The 18,573-nt window shown below is 39.4% G+C and carries 18 protein-coding genes and 2 tRNA genes; 10 read left to right on the top strand and 10 right to left on the bottom strand.

Annotation, left to right across the window (positions count from 1 at the left end; all coding sequences use genetic code 11):
- Window positions 1–5 precede the first annotated feature (5 nt).
- The 6 genes from AB4128_RS02840 to punR form a co-directional block, all read right to left on the bottom strand.
- Window positions 6–344 (bottom strand): TusE/DsrC/DsvC family sulfur relay protein, encoded by a 339-nt coding sequence (locus AB4128_RS02840; RefSeq protein ID WP_065108003.1) that lies wholly within the window; start codon window positions 342–344, stop codon window positions 6–8.
- Window positions 338–628, bottom strand: coding sequence for a sulfurtransferase complex subunit TusB (gene tusB / locus AB4128_RS02835; protein ID WP_055026033.1), 291 nt, complete (start codon window positions 626–628; stop codon window positions 338–340). The genes AB4128_RS02840 and tusB overlap by 7 nt, the downstream gene beginning before the upstream one ends.
- Window positions 628–984 carry a sulfurtransferase complex subunit TusC gene (gene tusC, locus AB4128_RS02830; RefSeq protein ID WP_372036720.1) on the bottom strand — a complete coding sequence of 119 codons (357 nt, stop codon included), beginning with the start codon at window positions 982–984 and terminating at the stop codon, window positions 628–630. The genes tusB and tusC overlap by 1 nt, the downstream gene beginning before the upstream one ends.
- Before the next feature lie 20 nt (window positions 985–1,004).
- The gene (gene tusD, locus AB4128_RS02825; RefSeq protein ID WP_372036718.1) at window positions 1,005–1,394 is read right to left on the bottom strand and encodes a sulfurtransferase complex subunit TusD; all 390 of its coding nucleotides are present in this window, start codon (window positions 1,392–1,394) and stop codon (window positions 1,005–1,007) included.
- A gap of 99 nt (window positions 1,395–1,493) precedes the next feature.
- Entirely contained in the window at window positions 1,494–2,156 is a 663-nt protein-coding gene (locus AB4128_RS02820) for a Bax inhibitor-1 family protein (RefSeq protein ID WP_372036717.1), read from the bottom strand.
- A 261-nt stretch (window positions 2,157–2,417) separates the two neighbouring features.
- Window positions 2,418–3,320: a DNA-binding transcriptional activator PunR gene (gene punR, locus AB4128_RS02815; protein ID WP_055026037.1), complete on the bottom strand. Its 903-nt coding sequence runs from the start codon at window positions 3,318–3,320 to the stop codon at window positions 2,418–2,420.
- Between the two features lie 128 nt (window positions 3,321–3,448).
- Here punR and punC point away from each other — a divergent pair, with 128 nt between their 5' ends.
- Both punC and AB4128_RS02805 read left to right on the top strand, forming a co-directional pair.
- The gene (gene punC / locus AB4128_RS02810) at window positions 3,449–4,711 is read left to right on the top strand and encodes a purine nucleoside transporter PunC (protein ID WP_372036715.1); all 1,263 of its coding nucleotides are present in this window, start codon (window positions 3,449–3,451) and stop codon (window positions 4,709–4,711) included.
- 81 nt (window positions 4,712–4,792) lie between these two features.
- Window positions 4,793–4,883, top strand: a tRNA-Ser gene (locus tag AB4128_RS02805).
- Here the strand turns inward: AB4128_RS02805 and AB4128_RS02800 are convergent.
- A complete protein-coding gene (locus tag AB4128_RS02800) occupies window positions 4,862–5,095 on the bottom strand; it encodes a hypothetical protein (RefSeq protein ID WP_372036713.1) in 234 nt (77 codons plus the stop codon). The two genes, AB4128_RS02805 and AB4128_RS02800, sit on opposite strands and share 22 nt — an antisense overlap.
- A 396-nt stretch (window positions 5,096–5,491) precedes the next feature.
- Between AB4128_RS02800 and AB4128_RS02795 the strand changes: the two genes are divergently transcribed.
- Window positions 5,492–5,582, top strand: a tRNA-Ser gene (locus AB4128_RS02795).
- A 471-nt stretch (window positions 5,583–6,053) separates the two neighbouring features.
- Here AB4128_RS02795 and AB4128_RS02790 read toward each other — a convergent pair.
- The gene (locus tag AB4128_RS02790) at window positions 6,054–8,087 is read right to left on the bottom strand and encodes a prolyl oligopeptidase family serine peptidase (protein WP_372036966.1); all 2,034 of its coding nucleotides are present in this window, start codon (window positions 8,085–8,087) and stop codon (window positions 6,054–6,056) included.
- A gap of 250 nt (window positions 8,088–8,337) precedes the next feature.
- Between AB4128_RS02790 and AB4128_RS02785 the strand changes: the two genes are divergently transcribed.
- From AB4128_RS02785 to AB4128_RS02770, 4 genes are all read left to right on the top strand, one after another.
- Complete coding sequence (locus tag AB4128_RS02785; RefSeq protein ID WP_372036711.1) at window positions 8,338–9,684, top strand: amidohydrolase family protein; 1,347 nt, start codon at window positions 8,338–8,340, stop codon at window positions 9,682–9,684.
- A gap of 174 nt (window positions 9,685–9,858) precedes the next feature.
- Window positions 9,859–10,449: a hypothetical protein gene (locus tag AB4128_RS02780; RefSeq protein WP_055024612.1), complete on the top strand. Its 591-nt coding sequence runs from the start codon at window positions 9,859–9,861 to the stop codon at window positions 10,447–10,449.
- Window positions 10,450–10,531: 82 nt separating this feature from the next.
- The gene (locus AB4128_RS02775; protein ID WP_372036709.1) at window positions 10,532–10,672 is read left to right on the top strand and encodes a hypothetical protein; all 141 of its coding nucleotides are present in this window, start codon (window positions 10,532–10,534) and stop codon (window positions 10,670–10,672) included.
- Between the two features lie 158 nt (window positions 10,673–10,830).
- Window positions 10,831–11,127, top strand: a complete 297-nt coding sequence (locus AB4128_RS02770) for a hypothetical protein (protein WP_372036707.1) — start codon at window positions 10,831–10,833, stop codon at window positions 11,125–11,127.
- Window positions 11,128–11,185: 58 nt separating this feature from the next.
- Here the strand turns inward: AB4128_RS02770 and asnS are convergent, their stop codons facing one another.
- The gene (gene asnS, locus AB4128_RS02765) at window positions 11,186–12,586 is read right to left on the bottom strand and encodes an asparagine--tRNA ligase (RefSeq protein ID WP_119969177.1); all 1,401 of its coding nucleotides are present in this window, start codon (window positions 12,584–12,586) and stop codon (window positions 11,186–11,188) included.
- 237 nt (window positions 12,587–12,823) lie between these two features.
- On the opposite strand from asnS, the gene AB4128_RS02760 reads away from it, so the two are divergent.
- On the top strand, window positions 12,824–13,159 hold the full coding sequence (locus AB4128_RS02760; RefSeq protein WP_055024609.1) for a hypothetical protein: 336 nt from the start codon (window positions 12,824–12,826) through the stop codon (window positions 13,157–13,159).
- Here the strand turns inward: AB4128_RS02760 and AB4128_RS02755 are convergent.
- The gene (locus AB4128_RS02755; RefSeq protein ID WP_055024608.1) at window positions 13,156–13,740 is read right to left on the bottom strand and encodes a CoA pyrophosphatase; all 585 of its coding nucleotides are present in this window, start codon (window positions 13,738–13,740) and stop codon (window positions 13,156–13,158) included. The genes AB4128_RS02760 and AB4128_RS02755 overlap by 4 nt on opposite strands.
- Before the next feature lie 373 nt (window positions 13,741–14,113).
- Between AB4128_RS02755 and malQ the strand changes: the two genes are divergently transcribed.
- Together malQ and glgB are read left to right on the top strand one after the other, a co-directional pair.
- On the top strand, window positions 14,114–16,309 hold the full coding sequence (gene malQ, locus AB4128_RS02750) for a 4-alpha-glucanotransferase (protein ID WP_372036706.1): 2,196 nt from the start codon (window positions 14,114–14,116) through the stop codon (window positions 16,307–16,309).
- A 35-nt stretch (window positions 16,310–16,344) separates the two neighbouring features.
- Window positions 16,345–18,573, top strand: coding sequence for a 1,4-alpha-glucan branching protein GlgB (glgB, locus tag AB4128_RS02745; RefSeq protein WP_372036704.1), 2,229 nt, complete (start codon window positions 16,345–16,347; stop codon window positions 18,571–18,573).

Below are 18,573 nucleotides of genomic sequence, written 5' to 3'. Positions count from 1 at the left end.
GTAGGTTAAATGCATTTAGCGGGTTTTGGTAAACCGGCTATTTTGGTTGCTTGTTTTGCGGGGCCAATAGGGAATAATGTGTAAAGGTATTTAGAATTACCTTTGTCTGGGCCTAATGCTTGACCTATCGCTTTTACTAAAACACGAATAGCTGGGCTAGTTTTGTATTCTAAGTAAAAGTTACGAACGAAGTTTATGACTTCCCAATGTTGCTCTGTAAGGACAATGTCTTCTGTGGCCGCTAGAATAGGCGCCATATCAGCTTTCCAATCAGTATAATTTTTTAAATAACCTTTAGCATCGACTTCGATTTGCTGACCGTTAAAGTCAAATGAGTTTACCAAGTGATCACCTTCGTATGTTCCAATGTGGCCAGTACAAACTGGTCATAATCGATAACCTTAATATTGTTTGTCTGAGGTAGGCGAGCGCCTAATCCTCTTGCATCAATATCTTCAATTAACACGTAAATTTTGATGTTTGATAATCGCTGTTGCCACTCATGATTAAGTAAGCAGTTTATGGCATCGTCTGATAACAAGATGCTGTCTTGCTCTGCGATGTATCGTAAACAGCAGGTTAGTGCGTTATCTGTCGTTGCTGAGTGTTGTATTAGGTGCAATATCATTAGTACACCACCACTTCATTTGATTGCTGAATTAAAGTTTGGATGTTTTTTTCTGAGGCTAATTCAGCTTCAAAGTTAAAATCTTTAGCTGTAATACCAAATTGTACTGCTGACTCTCGGCAGACTAAAACAGTATCAATATCGTATAAACTTAATGCTTTGAAAGTCGACAGGTAATCTTTACTTCCCACAAGTTCAGGTTGTTGTTCAGGAAGTAAATGCAGTACAGCTTCATCGGTAAATATAATACTGACTTCTTGCTCGAAACTTGCACTGAGCATAGCAAAGTCTAAGCCTTCACGACTGGATGTATTTCCAATAGGGCTTTTTCTGAAGATGACGCAGATTTTTTTCATATCCATTCCTGTATGCATCACTAAAAGCAAACCAATCTGTCTGATTGCTCAATACCCGTGACTAACTCACCTAAACCACCCATAGTAAATTGTTCACTAGCATTATATTGCTGCTTGTCATTTTCTAATGCATCTTGCGCTGATAGGACTCCACGCCTTAATGCAGCAGAGACGCAATTGACTAATCTGACATTATGTTCTGATGCCAGTTTAGTCCAAGCGCGGTGTAAATCATGCTCATCAGATGCTGGGCAAACGAGGCTATTACTGTTGAATACACCTTGCTGATAAAAGAAGATATGGCTGACTTGATGACCTAGTGATAACACACTTTCAGTAAAACGAAGCGCTCTAAAACTGGCAGTAGACCCATAAACTGTGCCATTAACTTGGATAATAAATTTACTCATAACAATAAAAAATGGCTCCTGAATGAGGAGCCATTTTAGCCTAGTTAACTGATTAATCACAGTGGATTTATAAAGTGACTGACCCGTTACTTGACGCTATTAATCATCATTTCCCATACCAAGCAGGTGAAGAAGTGCCATGAATAGGTTGATGAAGTTTAAGAATAACGAAATTGTTGCGCGGATATAGTTAGTTTCGCCGCCATTTACGATACGACTTGTATCGTAAAGGATTAAACCAACCATGATCATAGCGACAGCAGCTTGTAATGCCATGAACATAGCACCGCTATTAACAAAGAACATATTGATTAATGAAAGGCCAATAACAACAAGTAGGCCGGCGAATAAGAAGCCACCCATAAAGTTAAAGTCTTTCTTCGTCGTGATTGCGTAAGCTGATAAAGATACAAAAATAACAGACGTTAAACCAAATGCTTGCATGATAAGCTCTGGGCCATTATTCAAACCAACATAGTGATTTAGAATATAGCCTAATGAAGCACCTTGCATACCTGTGAAGGCAAAGATCCACACTAATCCAGAAGCATTGTCAGCTTTTTTCAAGGTGACCATCATGACGACAATACTACCAAGAGATAAACCGATAGACATGAATGGGCCGATATTTAACGCCATTGCGACACCCGCCATTACAGCAGCAAATGCTAATGTCATAGACAGCAGCATATAAGTGTTTTTAATGAGTTTGTTGGTTTCCATCGTCGTGGCTTGTTGACCCGACAAAGTTTGTTGATTCATAACAGTCTCCGAGACGTTAAAAAGAGTGTAATTTAACAAAATGCTCTCTCAGCACATGGTAAATTACTGATAACTTAACTTGATGATACAACAGCTTTGCTACAGCTTAAAGTCATCATGATGAACTAGTTGATTTTGCGCCATTAATTTATCTTCAATGTCGCAAAATAAGACAATATGTTGCGCATTAACCTTATTGTTGAAAACAATACTTAAATGAACATTAAATTGGTCAATCTTAAAGGACGACAAAGCCGTGGTTTACGCTAACCATTCACGATGGAGCTTGTCTGTATCACCAAGATAATCGAGTACCCATTCAAGTGCTGGGGACATTTTTTCTTGATTCCAAGCAAGACAACATGGGCTTGCATTTTTAGGGTTTTCTAAGGTTTTCGCAATCAATGAACCCGATTGGATAAAAGGCTTAGCGAGATTAAGTGGCATATAGCCAATACCTGAACCGTCTCTAAAGCAATTAATGGCTCGAATCCAATCAGGCACAACTAGACGGCGTTGATTGTCGAGTAGCCATGTGGTTCGTTTAGGGATCTCTCTTGACGTATCTTCAAGACAAATAGAAGGGTAGATACGTAATTCATCATCAGTTAAAGGACGATCGATTTCTGCTAATGGGTGGTTTTTACTGACTAAAAACGCCCATTCAATGTCTCGCATATCTTTATACTGAAAAACACCACCGACAGGTATCGCAGTGGTTGCACCAATGGCAATATCACTTCTTCCTGTAGCTAATGCTTCCCAAACGCCATTAAACACTTCAATGCGAATAATTAATTCTACATCACTAAAGTGGCGGTAAAAATCTGAGATCAGCACACTGATTCGGTCTGCTCTAACAATGTTATCTAACGCAATAGAAAGTGTAGGTTGCCAACCGTTTGCGACACGTTGAGTGCTTCGTTTTAGGTCATTCATTTCAGCCAGCAACTCTCTTGCATGTTGGACAAAATGTTTACCTGGCTCCGTTAAGCTAACACTGCGATGATGCCTTTCAAACAAAATGACACCAAGTTCATCTTCAATTTGTTTTACTGCGTAACTGACGGCTGATGGAACTTTATGCAATTGATTAGCTGCAGCGGTGAAACTACCTACACGAGCGACAATATCAATCATTTCCAATGCTTGTTCTGAAAGCATAGAGGGCGATCCTTTGCTGTGAAAAAATATGAATGCAGTCATCAAAAGTAAACGTTTCACAATCATTTTGCAAGTCATTAGACTGCACGCTGATTTTTAACAGCCCTTTATTTGGAATTATTTTTAAGATGACTAATGCGTCTTCAAACACTGCCAATGTGCAGTATTTTATTTTATTAGCCTATTTAGCTTTGTTAAGTATGTTAGGTTTTATTGCAACTGATATGTACTTGCCTGCATTTCAGAATATTGCTGATTCTTTTTCAACAAGCTTGAATAATGTTGCCTTTTCATTGACCACATTCCTAGCTGGTCTCGCCATAGGCCAATTATTATATGGTCCTTTAGTTGAAAAGATTGGTAAGCAAAACGCATTAATTGCGGGTTTAACGTTATTTGCCGCTGCAAGTGGCGTCATTGTGGCAAGTGATTCAATTACGATGTTAAATATTGCCCGTTTTTTTCAAGCATTAGGAGCATGTAGTGCTGGTGTCATTTGGCAAGCCATCGTTGTTGAAAAATACGATGCTGACAAAGCGCAAAAAGTGTTCTCGAATATTATGCCGCTAGTGGCTTTATCTCCAGCTGTTGCGCCGTTAATTGGAGCTGCGATTGTTAATTCATTTGGCTGGCGTGCGGTATTTGTGACTTTAGTCATTGTGGCCGTTTTACTTATCGTACTCACTAAATGGTTAGTGGCAAGTGAATCAAAACAAGCTGAAGTGCAGCAAAGCATCAGTTATAAAAGCATTGTGAAAAACACCCGTTACTTAGGAAATGTGATTATTTTTGGAGCGTGTTCGGCTGCATTTTTTAGTTACTTAACTGTGTGGCCAAGTGTCATGATTAAGTTTGGCTACGAAGCACAGGCGATTGGACTCAGTTTTATTCCTCAAACCATCATGTTTATCGTAGGTGGTTATATGAGTAAGGTATTAGTTAAAAAGTGCGGAGCACAATCAGCCCTTAAATACGTACTAGGTTTATTCTTTGCTTGTGTTGCTGTAATTGCGTTAGTCACTTTAGTTATGACGATGGAAACTATATATCCATTGCTGATTTCTTTCTCTGTTTTAGCGGCGGCCAACGGTGCGATTTATCCTATTGTGGTCAATAACGCATTACAGCAGTTTAGTAAGAATGCGACTAAGGCAGCTGGCTTACAAAACTTTATTCAAATCGGAATGGCCTTTGGGGCTTCGAGTATTGTTGCTATGCTGGCTCAATATGCTGAAATGACGATTGGATTAGGCATATTACTGAGCGCTGTTGGAGTTTATTTAGGTTACTTGTTATCTAAGCAAGATAGTTGGGCTAGTATGTCGAATGGTTTTGTAGCGCCAGATCCAGCAAGAGTAGGGCTTTATTCAGATAAAAAATCGACAGATTGATTGTAAGTCAAGCAATCGATTAGTTTTATTAGTTTTAGTACTTTACAGCAAACGTCGAGAGCATTATTATTCTCGTCGTTCGGAGAGATGGCAGAGTGGTCGAATGCACCGGTCTTGAAAACCGGCATGGGTTTGTAGCCCATCTAGGGTTCAAATCCCTATCTCTCCGCCATATTTATCGAAAGAGCCCGCTAGCAATAGCGGGCTTTTTTGTTTCTGGATTCGAACTTTTAATGAAATGGTTTGTAGGGTGCCAATGTAGGGTTCAAACCCTAACTCTGCGCCATATGTAGAAAAGCCCGTTAGTGCAAAGTAACGGGCTTTTTGCTTTTCGATTTTGAAATATTGGCAATGGGTTTGTAGCGTAATCGATGTAGGGTTCAAAGCCCTATCTCTCCTCCATATTTTAAATAAGCCCGCTATTTTATTGCGGGCTTCTTGCTTTTTCGATTTTGAAATATTGACAATAGGTTTGTAGCGCAATCGATGTAGGGTTCAAATCGCTATCTCTGCCCCAATGTAGAAAAGCCCGTTACTGCAAAGTAGCTGGCTTTTGGCTTTTTGTATTTTGTAATTTTGGTAATGGGTTAGTAGCGAAATAAAGGCAAGAGTAGAATCTGAGTTCCATATGTTTATTTCTTGCAGATTCTAGTATTGATTTACTCAGCCTACGCTACTGCTCACTAAACTCACTATTTGATGCATAGTTAGCCAAACAATCATAATCTTTAAATTAATACTTTACACTAACCAGAGTGATAGCTATTATCTTGCTCGTTCGGAGAGATGGCAGAGTGGTCGAATGCACCGGTCTTGAAAACCGGCATGGGTTTGTAGCCCATCTAGGGTTCAAATCCCTATCTCTCCGCCATATTTAGAAAAGCCCGTTACTGCAAAGTAACGGGCTTTTTGCTTTCTTTATTTTGAAATACTGGCAATGGGTTTGTAGCGTAATCGATGTAGGGTTAAAACCTTATCTCTCCGCCATATTTATCGAAAGAGCCCGCTAGTAATAGCGGGCTTTTTTGTGTTTGGATTCGAACTTTTATCGAAATGGTTTGTAACGCAATCGATATAGGGTTCAAATCCCTATCTCTCCGCCATATTTAGAGAAGCTCGCTATTTTATAGCGGGCTTTTTGCTTTCTTTATTTTGAAGTTTTAGCAATAGGGTTGTAGCGTAATCAATGTAGATTCATATTCCTTTCTCTTTGCTATATTCAGAAAGCCAATAGCGATGAATGAGTAACCTATTGATAGGAAGTTCTAATAAGAACCTCACACACTTTAATGAAAAAGCCAGAGCATGGCTCTGGCTTAGAAAGGGCATAATATTTTTTTAGCTATTGGTATTTCTCGAACCACCAAAGAATATGAGCGACTTTAGACATTAAGTTACTTGGGCGTTTATAAATCCCATGTGGCGCATCTGGAATTCTAACCATTGCTGTATCGATATTGCGAAGTTTTAGTGCTTGGTAGTATTGCTCTGTTTCTGCTATAGGCGTTCGCTGATCCGCATCACCAGTTAATAGCATAGTTGGAGTTGTAACGTTTCCTACATAGCTTATTGGTGAAAGTTTCATGTAGTGAGCTGTATCTTCCCATGGCATTTTTTTAAACCAGTTTTTGATAACAAATGGATAAATATCTGTTGTTAATGCGAAGCTGTACCAGTTAATGACAGGCTTAGCGACAACAGCAGCTTTAAATCTATCGGTGTGACCAATGATCCATGCTGTTAATACGCCTCCGCCCGAGCCACCGGTGACAAATAGCGCGTCCTTATTAATTGCTTCTTGGGCGATGACACCGTCTACCACAGACATTAAGTCATCATAATCTTGGCTTGGGTAGTTGTTATGTATAGTTTGGGCAAACTCCTTACCGTAACTATCACTTCCTCGAGGGTTTGCATAAACAACAACATATCCGCTCGCTGCCATTAATTGCACTTCTGCTGAAAAATGAGGACCGTAATTTGTGACTGGGCCACCGTGAATTTCTAAAATCAATGGAAACTGTTTGCCAGCCTCTTTTGCGGCTTTGTAACCAGGTGGGTAGGCAATCCATGCTTGAATATTACGATCATCATAAGACGACTTGACGTTGATTTCTTTTATATCGGCTAATGTTTTGTAATCGAGAGCATCACTATTGAGATCTGTTAACTGTTGAGTTTTGCCTTTTCGAGTGATTGCAATATCTGCTGGGCGCTGTGGATCAGAGTAAGTGAAAGCAATAGTACCATTCTCTGCTACATCAAAATCACTGCCTGTATAAGGTCGGCCAAATGCAAGGCCTCCGAGGTTCTTAGCTACTATCTTACGTTTACCATTTAATGGTTGATAAGCGACATAAGTTTCACCTTTATCGTGATAGCTCATATACACAGCTTTACTATTGTCAGCCCATTGGATGCTATTGATTGAGCGATCTAAATCAGTCGTGATTGCACGTTTATTGCTGCCATCAATATCCATGACATACAATAAAGTGTTCTCATAATTCATATGATGTTGATCGTAGCCTAAATAAGCAATGTAATTACCGTTAGGTGATACATGAGGTGCATTGTCAGGCCCAAGTCGGTCAGTGAGTTGGCTAACTTTTTGAGTCTGGACATCAACACTAAATATATTGCTATCAGTCCATTCTAATTCTTTATCTTCACGGGTGTTCGTTGCATAAATTATCTGTTTGCCGTCTTTTGTCCAACTGAGGTTGCTGCGATGATCAAATTGACCTTGGGTAATTTGTCGAGCAGAGCCACCATCAGCAGACATGACAAAAATATGGCTATGACCAGGTTTCGTAAAACCAGCACCGTCAAAACGGTAGTACATATCATCAATATAAACTGCTGGTTTAGCCCACTTAGCGTTATGTGGTTTACCGGGTAAAGATACAACTGACTTTGGTTTGCTTGGAACAAAACGAGTAAAGGCTATTTTTGTGCCATCTGGTGACCAAGTAAGGTTACTGGGCGCATGACTAAAATGACTCATTTGGCCTACATCACCGGTTTCTAACCACTTTATATGTATTTGAGGTGAACCACTCGCGGTTGATACATAAGCAAGCTTGCTGTTATCGGGTGATAAAGTTGGAGAAAAGTCCACATGCAAGCCATTAGTTACAGGGGTTAAACGCTTTTTGTTGTCGACCTTCCAGATATTGCCGAGCTTTTTATCACTTTGAATATCCATGTAGTTTCTAACGAAGTAAACCTCATCTCCGTCGTTATTGATTTCAAGGTTTGAGGCATATTCGAGGGTAAAAATATCCTCAAGTTGCAATGTATTGTCGGGGCTAGCTTGCGTAACCGCTGATTGAGTATCCGCAATTGCCATTGTTGAGCTAATAGCAACGGCCATAGGCGTCAGCATTAACACCAGATATATGCCTTTGTTCATGTGTATTCCTTGACGAGTAAAATTTAGCATTGGAGAAGTATGAATCTTTAGCTTTTGTATAAGCCTTTATATACTGATTTGACGAATAAAATTAGTCTTTACTGTAAATTAGCATATAAAGAATTAATATTAAAGGGATGTGAATCCTAGTTTACATTTGTGTTTTATTAGGTATATTACCCGTATAAATAACTTATAAAAGACGCTACTCATGTTTACTCATTCCCTGATAAATCATCATAAACACTCATTTAAACCTGCTATTATTCGCCGTTCTGTTAGCCTAGTATCCTTGTTATTAAGCGGCGTTATGGCTCAATCAGCATTTGCAGCTACTCAAGTTATTCATGCAGGTGAGCTACTTGCCATACCAGGGAAGTCGCCATTAACTCAGCAAACTATTGTGGTTAAAGATGGTAAAATCCTTGATGTCAGGAAAGGCTATATTTCAGCTAACTTAATTGCAAAAGACGCTAAGTTAATCGATTTATCAAACAGTTTCGTTATGCCAGGTTTAATGGACATGCACGTGCATTTACAAATGGAACTTGGTCCAGATAACACGAAAGATACAGTAAAGTTATCTGATGCTGATATCGCAATGAAAAGTGTTCATTACGCCAAAACAACATTGTTAGCTGGCTTTACAACAGTGCGCGATTTACTGAGTGAATCAGAGCAAATGTACGCTTTACGAGATGGTGTTGAAAAGGGCTGGATAGAAGGGCCTCGAATTATTGCCGCTGCAGGTATTTCTATCACAGGAGGACATTTAGATGCAGATGGAATGGCGCCAGATTTATTAGCAATGAAGTCTCCTAAAACGCTTTGTGATGGACCTTATGAGTGTCGAAAAATGACGAGGCACGCAATTAAATACGGCGCAGATGCGATTAAAGTCGCGTCAACTGGTGGAGTATTATCGGATACCAATACGGGTACGGGTCAACAAATGACTGATTTAGAGCTAAAAGAGATTGTGCAAACAGCACATGATCTTGGCCGAAAAGTAGCCAGTCATGCCCATGCAACTGCAGGGATTAATGCCGCATTGCGTGCAGGTGTCGACAGTATCGAGCATGGTAGTTATGCAGACGACGAAACCATCAAACTATTTAAGCAAACTGGTGCGTATTTAGTGCCCACATTATTGGCTGGTGCGACGGTTGTAGATATGGCTGAAACATCTGATTTTATGTCTAAACCTATCAAAGCGAAAGCGATCCGTGTTGGCGCTGATATGTTAGCTAACTTCGAAAAGTCATATAAGGCGGGCGTCAAGATTGCGTTTGGTACTGATAGTGGCGTGTCAAAGCATGGTATTAATGCACAAGAAGCGGTGTTAATGCACCAAGCTGGTATGTCCAATAGTGATATTTTACAGTCTGCAACAGTGAACGCGGCTGATTTAATCGATATGTCTGATAAATTAGGTACCATTGAAACCGGTAAATTTGCCGATATTATTGCAACTAAAAAGAGTCCACTTAAGGATATTTCATCTTTATTGAGCGTCAGTTTTGTCATGAAAGATGGCAAGGTTTATAAAGATCTTTAGTTCGCTCCAAATATTAATCCATTGGTGTTTTAAAAAAGAGGCGTTAGCCTCTTTTTTTTTGAATAAAACTGTCATTGTTAATGCCTTGTTATCTCGTTTTGTGCATAATAACGCCATTATAAGTAATAGACACCGCACTTTTAGCATGAATCAGACACTTTATGGGAATTAAAGATGGAAGCAGTAGCGTTTGAGCAGGTTCTTAGTAGCAATACTGCTGATAACATGACGCTTTCTGAGGCTCAGTCTTATTTTTCCTCGCAGCAAAATGCGCTTAATCTTCATGAGTTTATTGAGCCAAGTTATCTCAGTTCAAAAGAATTTAGAAAACAGGGTGTAGAACGATTAGATCATTTGTCTTTGTTATTATCTCAATACAAACGTTTTTATTGTCAGTACGTACTTAATTCTGGTAGTGATTTTTTAAATACATTAGTAAACAATAAACAGAAGGGCTTGAGTCAATCTATTCATAGCGGCGTTTCTAAAATTGAGAAAAAAGCGATAGAACAAGCAATGTTTTTTAATGCTCGTGCATCATGGATAGCCAATACACGTTTGTTGATATCTATCCTTGATGATAACGAACATTGTATCCAATTTGATGGAGAGGTTTTTGTATTTACTGACGATAATCTAAAAACACATTTTGATGATTGCATTCTTGCAATGGAAGTCGCTGCAGATTTCGAACATTTATTTTTAAATAGTAGAAAGTCTACGCTGGGCACTTGGTTCGAAAGTGTTGTTGCACGATTTAAGTAACAACTTAAATGCTAATTAAAGCAGTGATAGTGCACAATTGCATCCAATCTTCTTCTATTAGACATGTTGAAAAGGAAAAAATATGGACGTTTTGTACTTTGCATTTTCTTGGGGTTCGCCTGTTGGATTGGGTTTATTCTTTTTTCTTTCTTGTAGTGGCACGGGTATTTTATTTTGGGGATTATCTAATTTTAAGAAGGGGAATGATAAAGCCAACAATTAAACGAGCTTGATATGAGTAGTTAATCATAGAGATGAATACTTAGGTTGATGATTCATCATTTGTTACTAAAATCATTTGTTACTAAAAAAACACAAGACAACATAACACTGGAGCTTCAAGGGATAAGAAGCTGTCATTTTATAAGGAAATAAAAATCTATGGGTTTAGTTATATTGGCTTCAGCCATTCAGTTTTTGGTCGGTGGAGCGCTTGCAATGGGGCTGATATTCGGATTAAGCGCGTTAACAGGCTATAAAATTACTGAAACAAACAACTCTGTCATTATTGTCCTGTGGTTAACCTATTGCGCGAGCATTTTTGCCAGCATTATCTTGCTTATACATCAATATTCTAAAGAAGCCGCTAGCACACATTATTTATGGTTACTGCTACCTTGGATGGTACTTGTTGCTATTTATGGATATATTCAATTGTGCGTAGAGAAAATTAATTAGTTGTTTCTTATGCACAAAAAAAACGCGCATATAGCGCGTTTTTTTATAAAGCCAACGATTAAAAGTTAGCTGATTTAGGTGAACGAGGGAATGGGATTACATCACGGATGTTGCTTACACCAGTAACATAAGATACCAAACGCTCAAAACCTAAACCGAAACCTGCATGCGGTACAGTGCCGTAACGACGTAAATCACGGTACCACCAGTAATCTTCTTGATCTAATTTCATTTCTGCTAAGCGAGCATCAAGCACATCTAAACGTTCTTCACGTTGTGCTCCACCGATGATTTCACCAATACCAGGTGCTAATACATCCATCGCAGCCACTGTTTTACCATCATCATTCAAGCGCATGTAGAATGCTTTGATATCTTTCGGATAGTTTTTAACAACCACAGGTGCTTTAAAATGCTCTTCAGCAAGGTAACGTTCGTGTTCTGAGTGTAAGTCGATACCCCATTCAACATCGAATTCAAAGTCTTTATCGCAGGCTTTTAAAATTTCGATTGCATCAGTGTAATCAATTTGCGCGAAGTCACTTGTTACAAATGCTTCTAAACGTTCAATTGCCGTTTTCTCAACACGTTGTGCGAAGAACTCTAAATCGTCACGACGTTCTTCTAACACTGCACGGAAACAATATTTAAGCATGTCTTCAGCGAGTTTAGCTGCATCATCTAAGTCAGCGTAAGCAACCTCAGGTTCAACCATCCAGAACTCAGCCAAGTGACGGCTAGTGTTAGAGTTTTCAGCACGGAAAGTCGGACCAAATGTATATACTTTAGATAAAGCACATGCATAAGTTTCAGCATTCAATTGGCCTGATACAGTCAAAAATGATTCTTTACCGAAAAAGTCTTCAGCAAAGTCAACATTGCCTTTATCTGTGCGAGGTAAGTTTTCCATGTCTAGGGTTGATACACGGAACATTTCACCAGCACCTTCTGTGTCAGAAGCAGTGATTAACGGGGTTGATACCCAAATGTAACCTTGTTCGTTATAGAAGCGGTGAATGGCTTGCGATAAACAGTTACGAACACGTGCAACCGCACCAATGATGTTAGTACGTGGACGAAGGTGTGCTAATTCACGTAAATGCTCAATCGAATGACGTTTTGCAGCCATAGGATAAGTGTCAGGATCTTCAACAAACCCAGCTACTTCAACCTGCGTAACTTGCATTTCGAATGCTTGACCTTTACCTGGAGATTCCACGACTTCACCAGTCATGATAACTGAACAACCAGCAGTAAGCTTTAGCACTTCATCAGTATAATTATCTAAATTATTTGGTACTACGCCTTGAATAGGGTCAAAACATGAACCGTCATAAACAGCAAGGAATGAAATACCAGCTTTAGAATCGCGGCGAGATCTAACCCAACCACGAACTGTAACTTGCGAACCAATCGCGAAGTCACCTTTAAATACAGAAGCGACAGATGTAATGCTCATTGTTGCTTAGTTCTCCAATGAATCAATGATAAAAATAAGTGCTTTATATTACCTTGATATCGGCGTTTAACAAGCCGAAAACGCCCTTAGACGCAGATAAATGCGTAAGTTTTACTAATAAATGCCTAAATTGAGCCAATTTCCTGTCATATACGTACAATAGGTTGTAAAAATTATCTTGTAACCATATGAACAAAAGCGCTATTTTAATAAAACACTTGGTAGTGAGGTGAATTAGTGACCAAAACAAAATTTTTGCAAATCATATTAACCATTTTGTCTGTGGCCGGTTGGTCTTTGGCCGTATATGCGCTGCTTGTTTTTGGCGACGCAAGACCTGATCGTGCGGTAGGTTATTTTATGAGTAAAGGTGTTGAGGTCAGATTAAATTGGGATCCAGAATTAACTGTGAGACTGGAGTATGTTATCTGGGCTTGTGCTGCAATAAGTTTTGTTAATCTTGGGGTTAATTTTTATGCTCAAACGTCGAAGAAAATAGGTTTTTGGGTCAATATACCATTGCTACTGATGGTCTCTATTGCTGCTGGCTTGTATATTCGTTACGTTATTTAGCTCTTATCAGTGGTACTGATGTGTTTGCACAACAAATCAATAATCGCCGCAGTAACACCCCAAATGAATTTGCCTTTATAAGGCATGTAATGCACATCAAACGTTTGTCCATCACGCATATACCTTAATTGATATCGATTGCTAGCGGTTGTGAAAAAGCTTAGTGGCACCCAAAAAGTCTCAGATACTTCTCCTGGATCGATTTTGATCTCAAATGGTTGTTTTATTATGCCTACAATAGGGGTGATTCGAAACCCTGTGAATGTCGCATGGGCGGGGAACTGACCAATCACGTCGACATTACTTTGTTTTAAGCCAATTTCTTCTTCTGCCTCCCTAAGGGCTGTTTCGATAATGGAGTTATCTTGTTTATCGACTTTTCCGCCGGGGAAACTGTACTGTCCAGGATGTGCTCTTAAATGCAGCGCTCTGCGTGTGATGAGCATGTGTAGCTGGCCATCAACCTCCATCAGCGGGATTAACACTGCAGCTTTACGTAATGCCTGTTGAATGGGGATATCGCTGGAATTGTCGCTGAGGTTTTGAAGTGCAAAATGGACATTAAACTGTTGAGCGTTCATTTACCTTCCTAACTTTAAAGTCGCATCTTTGATTAATCAGTTATAACTAAATTATCATATTGCCACCAATAAGGTGTAACTTTTGCCAATGAGGTTGATTAAAAATTTACTTATGACTCCTGTAGTTGTTTATTTAACTGCACGTTATTTGTGCGTAAATTGCACCAAAACTATTGAAATATCGTGAATTATCCATCGAGTTTTAAACAAAGGCGTATTGTGCCTCTTTTACCTCTTTAGAGTAAGTTACTGAAAAGTTGTAAATATATTCTGTCATCCTGATGAAATATCACTGTAGTTAAACTGTGATGTTTGACTGGCATGGTAACTGCTGAGTTATTAATCAGGCATGTTATTTGCGAGGATGACAAATATGGGACTGGAAAAGTTACTGTATTTGCAAGGCGTAGGCGCAGAGTTTATTGATTGCTTTGGCAATCATGTTCATATTTCGCCTAATGATAGAAAAGGAATTCTAACGTCAATGTGTTTGGCGCCGCATCAATCTGATGTCGACGGCGCATTGTCAGTTCTCAATGATAAGTTCATCGAGCAGCGCATCCACGAATTAGACGTGGCACCCTGGCTTAAACCCATAGGGGCATTTCAGTGGACTTACGTCGATGAGCCATATGTAGAGTTATGTTTGACTGAACATTTTGTTGGTTATATACGTTTACATCTTTTTAGCGAACAAAATGAATCATTTAGATTTCAAATACACAGCAGTCAGTTAACCGCTATTGGTGACTATAAAACAAATGATTGCCTCTATATCAAGTATCACTTTTTATTAAATGAGCATCAAAATAATGCAATTGGGCTTGGCTATCATCAACTGACGTGTTCACTGGACTCAGATAATCATGTCACTGAGTATTTGTGTCAGCTGATGCTCGCACCAAGACAGGCCTACTCAGGATCGCTTTCTGAGCCATTATCAAGTGTCAGATATCATCAACAAGCTACTACTGGCAACTTTTCCCTAAGTAAAAAAGCTAATCCTTGGGGTATTTCTACGCAGTTGTATAGCATTAAAAGTGAAAGCCAGTGGGGCGTAGGTGACTTTAATGATTTACAAAAGTTAATCGTATTCAGTGCCGAGCAAGGTGCTGACTTTATTCTGCTTAATCCCCTTCATGCTCTGGACTTACCTAGCCATATTAGTCCGTACAGTCCTGATGATCGACGTAGACTGAATCCACTTTATATTCATATTGAATCAGTAAAAGAATATGACAGCGTTAAACATGTTTTATCAACGCCTGACTGGCAAATGAATAAACACAAACTTTTTGAGAATTCACTGTTAGATTACGCAGAAGTCTATGCACTAAAACAGCGGGTTTTCTGTTTATTGTTTGATACCTTTATTGAAGAAAATCAATCGACTTTAACAGATCGATTTCAAGCATTTAGTGACTTCAAAAAACAGCATGAACAAGCCTTACAACAATATGCTGACTGGCAGGTAGGTCATCATAAAGAAGATAGCTGTCAGGCTACATTTTCTAACCCAGACTTTTGGTGCTACTTACAATTTGTCGCAACAAGTCAGCTTAGTTTATGCCAATTAACGGCGAAATCTGTGGGAATGTCCATCGGTTTAATCCGAGATATGGCCGTAGGGGCTTCTCCCACAGGATCAGAAGTGCAGCAAAATGCTGATTATTTTTGTGCTAACGCTAATATTGGCGCCCCGCCAGATCCTTTTGCACCCCAAGGTCAGAATTGGGGACTTGCCCCGATGGATCCGATTAAATTACAGCAATTAAATTTTTTCCACTTTAAAGACCTAATTAGAAGCAACATGCAATCTTGTGGTGGTTTACGAATTGATCATGTCATGGGATTACTTCGTCTTTGGTGGTGGCCTAAAAACTTAAGCTTAGGTGATGGGGCCTATGTGTATTACCCACTTGATGCGTTACTTGCAATTTTGTCGTTAGAAAGTCAGCGAGCTCAATGCATCGTTATAGGTGAAGATCTTGGCATTGTTCCGCCAGAAATAGTTCAAAACCTTTCTAATGCCAACATATTTTCAAATGAGTTGTTTTATTTTTCAAAGCAAAATGATGGGTTTACATCACCAGAGCATTACAAACGCCAGAGTTTGATGATGCTAGCGAATCATGATGTGCCGACGTTATCTGCTTGGTGGCACGGTAATGATATCGAATTAAGACAGCAACTAAATCTAATTAATCTTCAGCAACAGCAAGAGATGCTAAATGAACGTGACCATGAAAAGCATCAATTGATCCATCTATTTTGTCAGAAAGGAATATTGCTGTTTGAAGGCGATAGAAACCGTATTGAGTTTGATGAAGTTTTAAGGGCTTGGCTTCAACTTTCCGCATCAGGAAACTCATCTTTATACAGCGTACAACTTGAAGATCTTATTTGTGAAACCATGCCTGTCAATATCCCTGGCACATGGAAAGAATACCCTAATTGGCGCCGTCGTTTATCAATGTCACTTGAACATATAACAACATCAGATGCGATAAAACAGCGCCTTAGTGTGATTAATCATTCCAGAATGACTGATGCACAATTCGATCAGTAGTTAGAACAGTTATTAATTTTATGGAGCAATACACAATGACGAATAATGCGCCTTTATTTAATCAAGGATCGGATATTGCCATCTTGAAAGGAGATTATACGGATGTCTTTTCTTTATTAGGCATGCACAAGGCACCCAATGGTAAATCACTGATTGTGAGATGTTTTATCAAGGGGGCAGTCAGTGTTGAGGTTATTGCTATAAAAGACGGTAAAAAAGTGGCTGAATTATCACAGGTTGATGAACAAGGTTTATTTGCAGGTGTAATGGGGCGAAGGGTTAAGCCGTTTTTATATAGCCTTAAAGTGACATATCCATTAAGCGTAGAAACTATAATTGACCCATATCAATTCGAAAGCTTGTTAGATGCGGATGATGTGTACTTATTTGCTGAAGGGAAACAACAAGCCAGTTATCAATTTTTAGGTGCTAATTGGAAACAAGTTAATAAGGTAGATGGTGTGCTTTTTTGTGCATGGGCACCCAATGCACAGCGTGTATCCGTTGTAGGGGATTTTAATCATTGGGATCCTAGACAACATGTAATGAGATTTCATCCAAGCAATGGCATATGGGAGATATTTTTGCCCAATGCCAAAGCGGGGGATTTTTATAAATTTTATATTGTTAATCAATATGGTGAGTCGATTGAAAAATCAGACCCTTATGCAAAAGCGATGGAAGCTGCGCCGGGTAACTCATCTATCGTTCCCGCGAATAGTCAGTATCAATGGAAAGACAGCAAATGGTTAACTAAACGCGCCAACACTCAATTACATCAAGCGCCAATGTCAACTTATGAAGTGCACCTTGCCTCATGGAAGCGAAAAGGTGAATGGGGCGAATCTTACCTTAGCTACGACGATCTAATTAGCGAGTTAATTCCTTACATCGTTGAAATGGGCTTTACGCATCTGCAACTGATGCCCATTTGTGAATACCCTTTTGATGGGTCTTGGGGCTATCAACCTGTGGGCTTGTATGCTGCAACATATCGTTTTGGTGATCCTGATGGCTTAAAGGCGTTTGTCGATGCTTGCCACAAACATCAGATTGCTGTGCTGTTGGACTGGGTTCCGGCACACTTTCCTAAAGATCCCCACGGCTTGTCTAAATTTGATGGCAGTTGTTTATATGAACATGAAGATCCTCGACAAGGTGAGCACCCTGACTGGGATACGCTTATCTTTAATTATGGCCGTGGTGAAGTGCAAAGCTTCTTACTGAGTAATGCTTGTTATTGGCTATCTGAATTTCATTTCGATGGATTACGATTAGATGCTGTTTCATCAATGCTTTACCTAGATTACAGCCGTCAATCTGGTCAATGGTTACCGAATGAATATGGCGGTCGTGAAAATATTAAAGCCATAGAGTTTTTAAAACTACTCAATGAGCGTATTTATGCCAGCTTTGCTGGCGCAACAATGATTGCTGAAGAATCCACTGCATGGCCAGGGGTGACTAACTCTACGGAAAAAGGGGGCTTAGGATTTGGTTTTAAATGGAATATGGGCTGGATGAATGACAGTTTACGTTATTTAGCACGGGATCCTATCTACCGTTCACATCATCACCATGAAATGACATTTGCTCTAGTCTATGCCTATACCGAGCAATTTATATTGTCTATTAGTCATGATGAAGTCGTACACGGAAAAGGCTCAGTTTTACATAAAATTCCTGGAGACGATTGGCAAAAGTTTGCCACGTTACGTGCTTACATCGGGATGATGTGGGGACAACCTGGTAAAAAATTATTGTTTATGGGAACTGAGTTTGGTCAACGTGATGAATGGAATCATAACCAAAGTTTAGATTGGCATTTACTGCAGTTTGCACCTCATCAAGGCATACAAGACTGGGTAAAGGCGCTTAATGGTCTGTATATATCTCATCCTTGTTTATATGAATTAGATCATCAATCAACAGGTTTTCAGTGGCTTGATTGTGATAACAGTCAAGACAGTGTCTTCTCATTTATTCGTTATGCGCAATCTTCTGATGACGCACTCATTTTCATCATCAATATGACTCCGCAAGTACATCATCATTTCCGAATTGGCTTACCGACCCCAAATCACTACGAAGAACTGCTTAACAGTGATGCGAGCCAGTTTGGAGGCAGTAATGTGATTAATCAAACTGTTATTAACGACGAGGTACCTTGGCAAGGCATGAATCAAAGCGGACTTATCACTGTGCCACCTCTAGGCTGTGTTGTGTTAGCAGCAAGTCAACTTGTAACAAATAACGAGGCGTAA

This window comes from Shewanella sp. 10N.286.52.A9 (assembly GCF_041468985.1).
GTDB classification, from domain to species: domain Bacteria; phylum Pseudomonadota; class Gammaproteobacteria; order Enterobacterales; family Shewanellaceae; genus Shewanella; species Shewanella japonica.
Note: the sequence above shows the minus strand (reverse complement) of the source record. Positions and strands in the feature narration are given on the sequence as shown.